12 protein-coding genes are annotated in these 11229 nt (G+C 59.6%); 5 read left to right on the forward strand and 7 right to left on the reverse strand.

The annotated features are described in order from the left end of the window. On the forward strand, nucleotides 1-190 hold a 190-nt coding region (locus AACS18_RS20920; protein ID WP_308810805.1), incomplete at its 5' end, for a CorA family divalent cation transporter. A gap of 148 nt (nucleotides 191-338) precedes the next feature. Next, entirely contained in the window at nucleotides 339-800 is a 462-nt protein-coding gene (locus AACS18_RS20925) for a DUF2919 domain-containing protein (RefSeq protein ID WP_108613208.1), read from the forward strand. A 12-nt stretch (nucleotides 801-812) separates the two neighbouring features. Here the strand turns inward: AACS18_RS20925 and AACS18_RS20930 are convergent, their stop codons facing one another. Next, nucleotides 813-1532, reverse strand: a complete 720-nt coding sequence (locus AACS18_RS20930; RefSeq protein WP_374956621.1) for a hypothetical protein — start codon at nucleotides 1530-1532, stop codon at nucleotides 813-815. Nucleotides 1533-1824: 292 nt separating this feature from the next. Between AACS18_RS20930 and AACS18_RS20935 the strand changes: the two genes are divergently transcribed. Then, on the forward strand, nucleotides 1825-2376 hold the full coding sequence (locus AACS18_RS20935) for a lipoprotein (protein ID WP_005337065.1): 552 nt from the start codon (nucleotides 1825-1827) through the stop codon (nucleotides 2374-2376). A 195-nt stretch (nucleotides 2377-2571) separates the two neighbouring features. Then, complete coding sequence (locus AACS18_RS20940; protein WP_108613210.1) at nucleotides 2572-4569, forward strand: hypothetical protein; 1998 nt, start codon at nucleotides 2572-2574, stop codon at nucleotides 4567-4569. A gap of 84 nt (nucleotides 4570-4653) precedes the next feature. Here AACS18_RS20940 and glgC read toward each other — a convergent pair whose 3' ends face one another. After that, on the reverse strand, nucleotides 4654-5928 hold the full coding sequence (glgC, locus tag AACS18_RS20945) for a glucose-1-phosphate adenylyltransferase (protein ID WP_108613211.1): 1275 nt from the start codon (nucleotides 5926-5928) through the stop codon (nucleotides 4654-4656). Between the two features lie 189 nt (nucleotides 5929-6117). Between glgC and AACS18_RS20950 the strand changes: the two genes are divergently transcribed. Beyond that, on the forward strand, nucleotides 6118-7758 hold the full coding sequence (locus AACS18_RS20950) for an EAL domain-containing protein (RefSeq protein WP_031227665.1): 1641 nt from the start codon (nucleotides 6118-6120) through the stop codon (nucleotides 7756-7758). On the opposite strand, the gene AACS18_RS20955 is transcribed toward AACS18_RS20950, so the two are convergent. The 5 genes from AACS18_RS20955 to hemH all read right to left on the reverse strand — a co-directional run. Beyond that, a complete protein-coding gene (locus AACS18_RS20955; RefSeq protein WP_042055706.1) occupies nucleotides 7721-8215 on the reverse strand; it encodes a hypothetical protein in 495 nt (164 codons plus the stop codon). The two genes, AACS18_RS20950 and AACS18_RS20955, sit on opposite strands and share 38 nt — an antisense overlap. A gap of 175 nt (nucleotides 8216-8390) precedes the next feature. Then, nucleotides 8391-8753: a DUF2750 domain-containing protein gene (locus AACS18_RS20960; RefSeq protein WP_005337077.1), complete on the reverse strand. Its 363-nt coding sequence runs from the start codon at nucleotides 8751-8753 to the stop codon at nucleotides 8391-8393. A 180-nt stretch (nucleotides 8754-8933) separates the two neighbouring features. Then, on the reverse strand, nucleotides 8934-10238 hold the full coding sequence (locus AACS18_RS20965; protein WP_108613212.1) for an inosine/guanosine kinase: 1305 nt from the start codon (nucleotides 10236-10238) through the stop codon (nucleotides 8934-8936). Nucleotides 10239-10424: 186 nt separating this feature from the next. Next, a complete protein-coding gene (locus AACS18_RS20970) occupies nucleotides 10425-10817 on the reverse strand; it encodes an MAPEG family protein (RefSeq protein WP_108613213.1) in 393 nt (130 codons plus the stop codon). 34 nt (nucleotides 10818-10851) lie between these two features. After that, a partial coding sequence (gene hemH / locus AACS18_RS23700; protein WP_258228784.1) for a ferrochelatase occupies nucleotides 10852-11229 on the reverse strand: 378 nt, incomplete at its 5' end.

Genomic DNA, 11229 nt, shown 5'->3' on the forward strand with positions numbered 1-11229 from the left:
GGTGATCAAGATCTTCTCGGTAGCCGCCGTGATCTTCCTGCCGCCGACCCTGATCGCCAGTATCTACGGCATGAACTTCGGCCGCATGCCGGAGCTCGCCTGGGAGTATGGTTATCCCATGTCACTGGTGCTGATGGTGATGTCATCGCTCGGCACCGGCCTCTTCTTCAAACGCAAAGGCTGGCTGTAACGCCGCCGACGCGCGCTGCGATATCTGAAGAAATCGATTGGGGGGCATGGCCCCCCGATTAATTTGCGCCACGCCCAACGCCTTGCAAAGGGCGCTTCGTCGCCCCATATCTCCTCCATCACTCAATTCAAGTGGATAACGGGCAACCATGACCCTCTACCCCGAACACCGATATGACGATCACGGCCAGTTGCGCCCGCCCCTCTGGTTCTGGCCCATCGCCCTGTTGCTGACCCGCTCGGTCTGGCTCTTTTTGATGGCAGGGGTCACCCGCGAGAGCGGCAGCGAGATCCTGACCCTCTTCTATCCGGACAAGATCACCCTCTACATCAGCCTGCTGACCGACGTGCCCGCCATCCTGGCGTTGCTCGCCTGCGGCGGCACCTATCAGCAGACCCAAAGCATTCGCGCCAGACTCCGGCGCCACAGCCCGCGGCTGCTACTCTGCTCTGCCGTCAGCGGCCTGCTGATGCAACTGCACAGCCTCAATCTGCAAAAGTGGTCGTTCAGCTGGCCCACCGCACTGGTGCTGGTCGCCAGCCTCTGGTCACTCTGGTATCTGCTGCGCAGTCGCCAACTACGGGAATATGCAGCAGATCAGCCCCACTGACGGGGCTGACACCTATTGACGAGTGACCCGGATCTGCAGAGTCTGGCGCTCGCTCTGGCTGCCTCGCCCGCCCTGTAGCTGGGTGCCGAGGCTACTCCCCTGATCCGCTGAGCTGGTCGAGAGCTCCCCCACCGTCAGCCACTGACCCGGGGGCCCGCTCACCTCGGTGGCACTCTGCCCGCGATTGATGGTGCCCTGATCCAGCCTCGCCTGTTCGCTGCTCAGCGCAATCTGCACCCGATCGCCAATCAAGGTGGCCGTGGCATAGAGGCCGTTCACCAGCGGCATCATCCCCACCACGGCGCCCCCGTTCCACTGATAGAAGGTGACCGGCTGATAGGAGCCCATCTGCAGCAGCACGGGACGGCCCGACAGCCCGCGCACCTGCCAGCTGTCGTTCTGGCTGCGCTGGTACTGCCGGGCGTTGCCATCGAGCAACCACTGCCGCTTGGCCTCGTCGCGACTGATTGAGCCCCCCAGTTGCTGACCGCTGGCGGCACCATCGACCCGCCACTCGATAAGCAGGCTTTGCGGTGGCTGGTTGACCTGCGCCAGCGTGGCTTCGGCCTCCTGCAGCTGGGCTGGCGTCCCGCTCAGCACCAGCTGATTACCCATGGCACTAACCCCAAGCTGGGGATAGATCTCCTTGAGGGTCTGCACCGCCGCCTGCACTTCGAATACCGGGATCACCTTCACCTCGGCCCACAGCGACGGGCTCCAGAGTCCCATCATGCAGCCAAGCCACAGCAGCGCCCTGCGGCCAACCTTGCCCATCCGAACCATTACGCTCTCCTCGTTTTCTGTGCTCTTCTCGCTCTCTGTTCTCTCTCTGCTCAGGCGTAGACCTGCGCCCGCAGCCAACAGCTCAGCCCTATTCCGCTCACCCTTCGATGATGAACCCGGCGGTTGCCAAAAAACAATCGGGAATGCAGCAACTCCGTGATTTCCCACGGTATGAGGCTCTCATTCCACGCCCGTTATCGCGTAAGATAGCGGCATCATAGTTGCCCAAGCGGAATCCATCATGTTGAAACAGCTGTTGTTACTCCCCCTCGCCCTGCTGCTGGGGGCCTGCTCCCTGACCCAGTACAACGTCAGCGAGGCCGAAATCAACCAGTACCTCAAAGATCAGGTCTCTTTTGAAAAACAGCTGGGGATCCCCGGCATCATGTCGAGCAAGATCCGTCTGGACGAGATGCAGAGCCGCATCGGCCGCAAACAAGCAGATCGCATCGAACTGGACGCCGCTGGTGACCTGCAGGTGAGCAGCCCCCTTGGCAGCCAGCAGATGAAGATCCGCTTTGCCCTGAGTGCCCGCCCCGACTATGTGGCCGATCAGGGCGCCATCTATCTGCGCGACCTTGAGCTGGTCTCGGTCAAGACTGAGCCAGCCGATATCGGGGCCGCCCTCACCCCGCTGCTGCCCACCTTCAATCAGTCGCTCTCCCTGTTCCTGTCGCAGACCCCGGTCTATCGCCTCGACAGCAGCCGCAAGAACGAAGCCAGGATCAAGGAGAAGGTCGAAGCCCTCAAGGTGGAGCCTGGCCGTCTGGTCATCCCGTTCAAGCTACTCTGATCCCCGCAGCGCTGGCACTTTCAGCGCGTTCAACAGATAACCGTCCTCTTCGACAGCGCATATCCGGTTTAACGTGCCGCCGAATGGGGCGGTTTTTTACTTCTCAAGTCACCCTCAACACAGCATAATGCAGACCATTCTCATTTAGATTCGTCATGAGAAGCGTCAATAATAAAACCAATGGTGAGAAGGGACATGAGAAAAACCGTACTGGTTCAGGCGATCGCCTGCGCACTGATCAGCGGCGCCGCACACGCTGCCGTCAAGGTCGAAGACAAGACATTCAATACCGCCGCCAACATGCTGGCCTATACCGAATTCGAGCTCTCCGGTGAGCCGCTGGCCGAAGCGCTGGGGCTGGATCTGGATGTGCTGGATGCCAACCGTGCCGATGAGCCGACCCCGTTCGACTTCGCTGCCGGCATCGAATCCTACGAATACTCCGAAGAGGCGATGTACGCCCTCAACTACCAATCCGGCATGGGCCCGCATCTGGTGAACGGGCCGCAAAACCTGGCTCGTGGTGGCACTATGGCCTCTCTGGGGCAACGAGTGCTGGCCATGGCCGATGCCGTTGGCTTCCCGGCGGATGAAGTGCCGCAGGGCATGTATCCCCTCTCCCTGCCCTACGCCTCCGCCAACCCGGAGTTTGCCCAGGCAGTGAATAGCACTCCGGTCAATGGTGACCAGATCACCATCAAGACCGCCAAAGGGACCGAGAAAACCGTCAAGACCCAGGTGCCCGCCTACTTCCGCGACTACAGCACCCTGCGCTGGAGCGGCAGCGACAACCTGCTGGTGCCCGCAGCGGTGGGCGGCATCCTGCTCAAAGAGGTGATGTGGTCCCAGGACTTCCTCGGCGGCATGCACGTGGCCGAGACCGATGAAGAGGTAGAAGCCGCCTCCGCCACCATGGATCAGGATGGCAAACACAAGCTGGGCGTCTCTGCCGCCGATGGCTTCAACGGCATGATGCTGACCGAGCAATCCATCGACAAGCTGGCCATCATGCAGAACCAGCTTGGCTTCGATGGCAAACAACTGGGCGCCAAGATCACCCCGCAGTACGATCCGGCCAAGGGCGTGATTTACTTCCCCCATCAGGTGAAAGTGACCGAAACCAGCAACAACGATGCCGGTGCCATCGGCAAGCTGGAGGTGGTGGATGGTTCCGCCCAGCTGCGCGATGCCTGGATGATGCTGTGGCCGCTCTCCGAGTTCTATGCCTTCAGCGATCAGCGCAGCGCCAACACCAACCAGAACCCGGCCTTTCACGCCGTGTTTGACGGTGCGCCGTTTGCCGCCTCACCGGCTGCCAACAAGGTCAATGACCTGGGCAAAGCGGTTGCGGGCAGCGATGCCTTCTCGCTGGCGATCAACCTCTCCAACCTCACCTTCAAGAACCTGGCGGCCCTGCACTTTGATGCCAAGGCTGGCACCCTGGTCGACAGCTGGCAGGCAGGCAAACAGGGCAAGCACGTCACCACCTTTGACGCCGCTTACGCACTGGTCGCCCTGCAGATCTTCCAGCGCGCTCAGGACGCGCTGCCGGTCGGTTACGCCGCCGGTGACAATGGCGAGCTGAACCTCAAGACCAAGCAGGGTCAGCAGGCGCTTGAGCTTATCCGCAAACAGGCCGATTTCATCCTTGCCAACCTCAAGGGCAAAAATGGTCTGGTGCATGACGGCATCACCCTGGGTGGCAAGCTCGATGCCGGCCACTCCATCGATGCACAGTTCGCCGCCATCCGTGGTCTGACTGCCGCCTTCCTCGCTACCTCCGATGCCAAGTACCGCACCGCTGCCCGCGAGCTGTTCATCGCCACCGACAAGGCCTACTTCAATGCCAAGGCGGGCACCTGGCTGGCGGGTAAACAGGGTGAATACACTCCCTGGACCCAGGCTGCCATCTCCGGCGCCCTGCGCTCTGCCATGCTGAACCTGCGCAACGAAGGGGCCGAGAAGGCGCCCGAGCTGGAGCTGGCCAAGCTGACCGGTCAGTACGTCAGCTGGTTCCGTGGCACCGTCAACGGTGGCATGCAGATGGCTGAGTGGATCGGTGACTCCGGCGAGAACATCATCGAAGGCGCCGGCAGCGACACCGACGAAGATGGCGTACCGCAGGTGACCGCCGCCGGTGGCAAGTACGGCACCGCCATGGTGATGGCCGCCAAAGCGGTGGTTAGCGAATAATCCTTGCCATTCACCAGCATGAAAAAGGGAGCCAACTTGGCTCCCTTTGCATTACAGCGTCTGACACAATTTCAAGGGCCTTTCTCAAACCAGCTTGTCCAGCATCTCCTTGGTCACCAGCACAATCCCCTGCTCGGAGCGGTAGAAGCGGCGGCTATCCTCATCGGCATTCTCCCCCACCACCAGCCCATCTGGCAGCACACATCCCTTGTCCACCACCACCCGGCGCAGACGGCAACCGGCGCCAATCTCGACCCCGGGGAAGATGATGGCCTGATCTAGGGTGCAGAAGGAGTGCACCCGCACATTGGTAAAGAGCACCGAGTTGAGCACAAACGACCCGCTGACGATGGTACCGCCCGAGAACATAGAGTTGATGGTCATGCCATGCTGACCATTGCGATCCTGCACGAACTTGGCCGGTGGCGTCAGGGTCTGGCTGGTCCAGATGGGCCAGTTCTGATCGTAGATGTCGAGCTCGGGCAGCACGGAGGCGAGATCCATGTTCGCTTCCCAGAAGGAGTCCAGCGTACCCACGTCACGCCAATAGGGCTTTTGCCCCTCGCGCGCCCCGACACAGGACATGTTGAAGGGGTGAGCAAATGCCATCCCCTCCTCCACGATGCGGGGGATCACGTCCATCCCGAAGTCGTGTTTGGAGTCCTGATTGAGAATGTCCTCCTCCAGCAGTTGGTAGAGGTACTCCGCCTCGAAGATATAGATCCCCATGGAGGCCAGCGAGCGATCTTCACAACCCGGCATGGCGGGCGGATTGGCCGGTTTTTCGACGAAGGCGCGGATCTTGCGCTGCTCGTCGATATCCATGATCCCGAAGGCGGATGCCTCGGCCCGCGGCACCTCGATACAGGCGACCGTCACCTTGGCGCCAAGGCGCACGTGGTCGAGCAGCATGGCGGCGTAATCCATCTTGTAGATGTGATCCCCCGCCAGCACCACCAGGTATTTGGGGCCGTAGTCACGGATGATATCGACGTTCTGATAGATGGCATCGGCGGTGCCGCGATACCAGTGCACCTCGTCCACCCGTTGCTGGGCAGGGAGCAGGTCGATGAATTCGTTCATCTGGTAACGCAGGAAGGACCAGCCCGATTGCAGGTGACGCAGCAGGCTGTGAGATTTGTATTGGGTGACTACACCAACGCGGCGGATCCCCGAGTTGATACAGTTGGAGAGCACAAAATCAATGATCCGGAATTTGCCACCGAAATGGACGGCAGGCTTGGCGCGGTTGTCAGTCAACTGCTTCAGGCGACTACCACGTCCACCCGCCAGCACCAGTGCCATACTCTGGTTCAATAATTGTCGTGCTTTGGCACTATTTTCGGGCTCTAACAACATGATTTACCTCTGCCTTGTTTGATCTATTTTCAACTCATCTTCGCCTGTTTCGGCACCTGTGAAAGTGGTTTCACTCACATTTAACCGATCTCAATTGACCCTTTTCACCGAGTTGCGAGGAATAGCATGCTTTGCTCCGCTAGCTTGGTTAAAATTCCCCCACAAAGCAGCCACTTCAAGGATGACAAGATGGTTCACAAGCTCGGACGTACCCTCTTTCTGATCGCCACCATAGTGACCATACCCCTGCTGCTCCTGCAAGCAGTTTGGTTGGCCCTTCAGAGCACACCGCTCACATTGGCCATTATCCTGGCCACCACACTGCTTGGCATGATCCTGCTGTTGATGCTGGCCATCCGCACCATGGATGGCATGCTCCAGCATCAGGAGCTCACCTGGGTCAAGGCGATCAGGGGACGGGATCCCTCACAACTCGATGAGCCCGCCTCCCAGGAGGTGCTGCAACAGCTGCTGGAGCAGTTCGAAAGCGCCGAGCAGAGCGCTCATCGCCAGCTGACCGAACTCAGCAACCTGGCTACCACCGACGAGCTGACCCAGCTACTCAACCGCCACGCGTTTCGCCGCGACATGACCGAGTTGCTGCAGCGGGATCAGGACACCCAGACCGCGACCCTGGTGCTGATCCGTGCCACCGAGCTTGGCAAGATCAACGCCCAGCGCGGCTTCCAGTCTGGTGATGCCTATATCAAGGACATGGCCGCTCTCATCAAGCGGGTGGTAAGCCGCTTCCCGGGCAATCAGGTCTACCGCATCTCGGGGGCCGATTTTGCCGTACTGGTGCAACCGGTGGCCAATATTCCCCCCCATCTGCTGGGGCAGGATTTGAAGGTGGCCTTCGATCACTATCAGGATCAGCACGAGCTGGAGAGCACCGGTTACTCGGGGCTGACCAAGCTCAGCAGCGGCCAGAAAATCGAAGCTGTGCTGGCCAGAGCGGATCTGGCGCTGGCTCGCGCCCAGACTGAAACCATCAACGGCTGGGCCATCCAGCAGGATGACAGCGCCTCCGATCTGCAGGGGCAACACCACTGGCGCGACGTGCTGACCGAAGTGCTGGCGCAGGAGCGCCTCAGCTTTACCTACCAGCCGATCCAGCCCCTGCACCGCAGCATGCTGGCCTACAACGAGATCTACACCCGCTTCAGCGGCAATGACGGCACCGCCCTGCCCACCGACACCCTGTTTGCCATGGCCCAGCGGCTGGATATGGTGATGCGGCTGGAGCAGCTGGTCATTACCCACATCATGCGTCAGTACCGGGCCTTTGGTGCCAACCAGAGTCGCTGGGGGATCAACCTCTCCCCCAACCTGCTGCAAAACAGCGCCTTCCTGATCTGGCTCGACCGCCAGCTGCTCAAAGATCCCAATACCAGCGCCAATCTGGTGTTCGAACTGGATGAAGAGCATCTGGAACGCAACCTGACCGGCGCCAAGCGGGTGTTTGAACTGCTGCGCCGCAACGGCAGCCGCTCGGCCATCGCCAATTTCGGCAAGGGGATCGGCTCCTTTACCCTGTTTCGCGAGCTCAAGCCCGACTACATCAAGCTGGATCCTGCCCTGATCACCGGGTTGGAGCAGGATCAGACCAACCAGCAGTTCGTGCGGATGATCGTCGATGTATCACATCGGATGGGGTGTCAGGTGATTGCAGAGGGGGTAGAACAGCTTGGTCAGAAACAGCTGCTGCAGGGGATGTACGTCGATGGCTTGCAGGGCTATCTGATCGCCCGGCCGCAACCGCTGCGACCGGATATCAGCCAGCTGGGGCTCTTTACTGAGGATGCTTCAGCTTCAAAAGGGTCAGAATGATGTCATTGAGCTGGCGATAGCGTTCCAGCTCTTTCTGATCGTAACGGGTCGCCAGTGTGGTGGGGTTGTGGCGGTTCTTGAGGTAACGGTTGATTTGCAGGCGATTGAACCCCGCCACCTGATAGACCTGGCCGAGTAGGGTATTGAGTTCATCGTGCTCCAGACCGGCCCTGGCCAGATAGTCCCCATCGGCTGGACTCTCGGTCTGGTGACTCCATTTGCCAATACGGCCGCTCTCTTGCAGGTAGCTGAGCCACTGCTCGATATAGAGGGGTTTGCAGCCCGCCAGCAGATTGAAAAAGCCCACCGCATCGCAACGACAACCGCTCAGGAGCACGACCGCCAGCTGATCATCATCGCACTGGAAGGTCACTGGTCCGGCTTGGGCCCAATCCAGCGCCTGCACCCGAATGCTGGCCTTCTCACCCGCAGCTCCCGTTACGTCGAATACAAACATGGCGCTCCTCCCTTGGCAAAAGGTTGATGATGGACCATCCCCCTGACAGGTGCAAAGGCAAATCGGCTTTTAACTCATCAATCGGGCCATTCGACCATAAAAAAGACCGGCACCCTCACGGATGCCGGTCTTTGTCCCGATGGCCTGTGCGTTCATGCCATCAATGGAGGCGCTTTCAGGCGTCCAGTTCAACCAGTGCCTTGGCCAGCTCGATGGGTTCGAGCTCCTGACCTTCCAGATCGGCGTTCCAGTTCGGGCCGACCAGCACATCATCTTCATCCAGATCGTTGATCCAGATATCGAGAAACTCTTCCAGATCGATCACTTCCGGCTCGTAATCGGCCCACTCGTCAACACAGTGCAGACGGGCGTCCTCTTCGGCAGACCAGAGCGGCATCACGTCGGCATCTTCAAATTCGGCGGAGCGGCAGACGACCCAGTCTTCCCCATAGCGCAGACCCCACACCTGACCCGACTCGCGGACTTGTTCGATAAACAGTTGGAAATTGGCGTCAAGGTTGTCGTTAAGCATGCTCATGGGATTCTCTCTTTCTTTCGGGTGCTGCGGCATTGTCGGGCGACAATACGATGGCCAAATGGTGTCGTAAAAGTGACATGGACTCAAGCATATTGGGGTTATTCCGGGAAAAAAGCCGGGATAACCCCCATTTGCCTGCAAAAACGCCTCCCGATGGAGGCGTCTTGCAGATTCAGGAGATCAACGCTCCCAGTAAACCTCTTCCAGGCTGTCCTCTTTCTCCGGCAAACCGCGGGAGAGACGTGGGCTGCTCTGGGCCAACACCTCGTAGCTGACGCGGTTGGCGTATTTGCACACCTGGGCCAGTGAGGAGTAGGTCAGGAACTCGGAGATGTGCTTGGCGGAGTTGGGCACATTCATCCGGTGATAGGAGTTGGCCACCATGTCGTGCAGCACGGCGGAAAGGGCGCCATCCCCTGCCCCGTTGGTGTTCTTGATCTTCTCCGGGCCACCCATGTACGGGGAGATGTGGGAGTAGATGCGGGCCGGTTTACGGCACTTGGCACGGGCCATCGGGCGGCTGAATTCATACATGTTGAACTCGGGGATAACGCCCGGCAACAGGGTATGAGTGGTCTCGCGCTTGTAGTCCTCGTCGGTGTAGCTCGCCATGTAGAGGCCGATGGGGCCAGCAGTACAGAGCACCATGTCGGCCCAATCCAGCGCCTTGTCGGCCGCACCGAGCGGATCTGCGATACCGGTCAGGGCTTCACCTTCGTCTTCGTTCATCGCCAGTACAGTCACGTTCTCGGCAATGAAGTCACACCACCACTGGGGGTTTTCGTCGATGACGAAACGGGTGCCCAGGGTCAGCACCACGGGAATACCGGCCTCGCGGGCATAACGCACAGCTGTCATGGCCGCCTCTTTCATCGGATCACCATCGTCACCGCGCACCAGATAGGCGGTGATCACCAGTGCAGACGCCCCTTTGATCACATCCTCCGGAATATGCTGCACATCCAGCTGGTTCATCTTGCCAGCGTTGATGCCGAAGCTGCGTTCGCCGCACTCGGTGATGAAGGTGAAGCAACGGCCGATGGGGCCATCAACCGGCTGCAGATAGTCCAGATTGACGCGGGAAGAGGTGTTGCACAGATAACGGTAGGCGTAGCAGCCGATGCGAATGTCCTGACTCATCACACCCAGCAAGATGGAGTGAGAATCGGCCAGTACCGAGTAGTTGTGTACCGTGTTGCCAATAGTGCCACCGGCAAACTCGCTCACTACCATGTTGTTGGCCTTGAGCTCGTCATAGATGCGTTCGGCCACGTCGTCGTTGATGACGACGGAGTGCCCCTTGCTCAGACCATAACGGGTCAGAAAGTCTTCATCCACATGAGCTTCGATATCAACCAGGGTCTGATCAATCCCGACGACATAGGCTTTGCCCAGCTCGGTTAACAGGGGATTTTGCGGCACCAGGGGATCGCGTCTGTCGACAGGGAAGTAGTGTTTGGACTTGCGCTGACCGGGAAATTTCATGGCAATGTTCTGTGCTCTGGGGGAAAGAGGGGCGGGATTTTAACACAATCCGCCGCCCCGAAAAGTCGCCCTGTTTAAATAATGGAGTCAGTATAGACAAGGCCTGCAAGGAAAAACGTTTGCCTTTTCACCATAAAAAAACCACCCAACCCAGGGTGGTTCCCTAGCATACAAAAGCGCCGGTTTTCAGGCGGCCGCCATGCCCTGCAACAGGGCCAGCAGCGAGAAGAGGCCGAGGGCTAGCCAGAACAGCAAGGTGCCCAGAAAACGGGGCACATTGGGGGCTTTGGGGATCTGGATGCCGATGGCATGCAGGATGCGGCCGACCAACAGCATGGCGCCCCCCACATGCAGCCAGAGCGCACCGGCACCGGAGAGCTCGCACAACGCCATCAGCAGCAGGGTCAGCGGCACATACTCGGCAAAATTGCCGTGGGCCCGGATCGCCGCCAGCAGCTCGGAGGCCTCCCCCTGCCCTATCATCACCCCGAACTGGGCGCGGCGTTTGACCACCCAGAAAGAGAGCCCCAGAAACAGCAGCCCCAGCAGACCTGCATAAATCAGCGTGATATGTACCATGACTCGACTCCTTGTTTGACTGACTGCCGGTCACTCATGCCAATTCGCGGCAGATGAGCGAGACCATCATCCGGATATGGGCCTGATCGCTGTTGAGGGCCGGAATATATTCAAACCGCTCGCCACCAGCCTCCATGAAGATCTCCCGGTTCTGTACCTGAATTTCCTCAAGGGTTTCGAGGCAGTCGGCCGCAAAGGCGGGGCAAATTACATCGAGCCGCTTGATCCCGGTGGCCGGCAGGCCAGCAATGGTCACGTCTGTGTAGGGCTTGAGCCACTCCTCCTTGCCAAAGCGGGACTGGAAGCTGGCCGTCCACTGCCCGGCCTCCAGCCCGAGCGCCTCGGCCAGCAAGCTGGCGGTATGGCGACACTGGTGACCATAGGGGTCCCCTTCGTTCTCGTAGCGCTCGGG

It is taken from the genome of Aeromonas sp. HMWF015 (assembly GCF_963878965.1).
In the GTDB taxonomy this organism is placed as follows: domain Bacteria; phylum Pseudomonadota; class Gammaproteobacteria; order Enterobacterales; family Aeromonadaceae; genus Aeromonas; species Aeromonas veronii.

What these genes read in the sequence shown, in the direction of transcription:
- glgC (WP_108613211.1), bottom strand. Translation starts at nt 5,928, where the DNA reads ATGTTGTTAGAGCCCGAAAATAGTGCCAAAGCACGACAATTATTGAAC.
- AACS18_RS20970 (WP_108613213.1), bottom strand. Translation starts at nt 10,817, where the DNA reads ATGGTACATATCACGCTGATTTATGCAGGTCTGCTGGGGCTGCTGTTT.
- AACS18_RS20935 (WP_005337065.1), top strand. Translation starts at nt 1,825, where the DNA reads ATGTTGAAACAGCTGTTGTTACTCCCCCTCGCCCTGCTGCTGGGGGCC.
- AACS18_RS20965 (WP_108613212.1), bottom strand. Translation starts at nt 10,238, where the DNA reads ATGAAATTTCCCGGTCAGCGCAAGTCCAAACACTACTTCCCTGTCGAC.
- AACS18_RS20940 (WP_108613210.1), top strand. Translation starts at nt 2,572, where the DNA reads ATGAGAAAAACCGTACTGGTTCAGGCGATCGCCTGCGCACTGATCAGC.
- AACS18_RS20930 (WP_374956621.1), bottom strand. Translation starts at nt 1,532, where the DNA reads ATGATGGGACTCTGGAGCCCGTCGCTGTGGGCCGAGGTGAAGGTGATC.
- AACS18_RS20925 (WP_108613208.1), top strand. Translation starts at nt 339, where the DNA reads ATGACCCTCTACCCCGAACACCGATATGACGATCACGGCCAGTTGCGC.
- AACS18_RS20960 (WP_005337077.1), bottom strand. Translation starts at nt 8,753, where the DNA reads ATGAGCATGCTTAACGACAACCTTGACGCCAATTTCCAACTGTTTATC.
- AACS18_RS20955 (WP_042055706.1), bottom strand. Translation starts at nt 8,215, where the DNA reads ATGTTTGTATTCGACGTAACGGGAGCTGCGGGTGAGAAGGCCAGCATT.
- AACS18_RS20950 (WP_031227665.1), top strand. Translation starts at nt 6,118, where the DNA reads ATGGTTCACAAGCTCGGACGTACCCTCTTTCTGATCGCCACCATAGTG.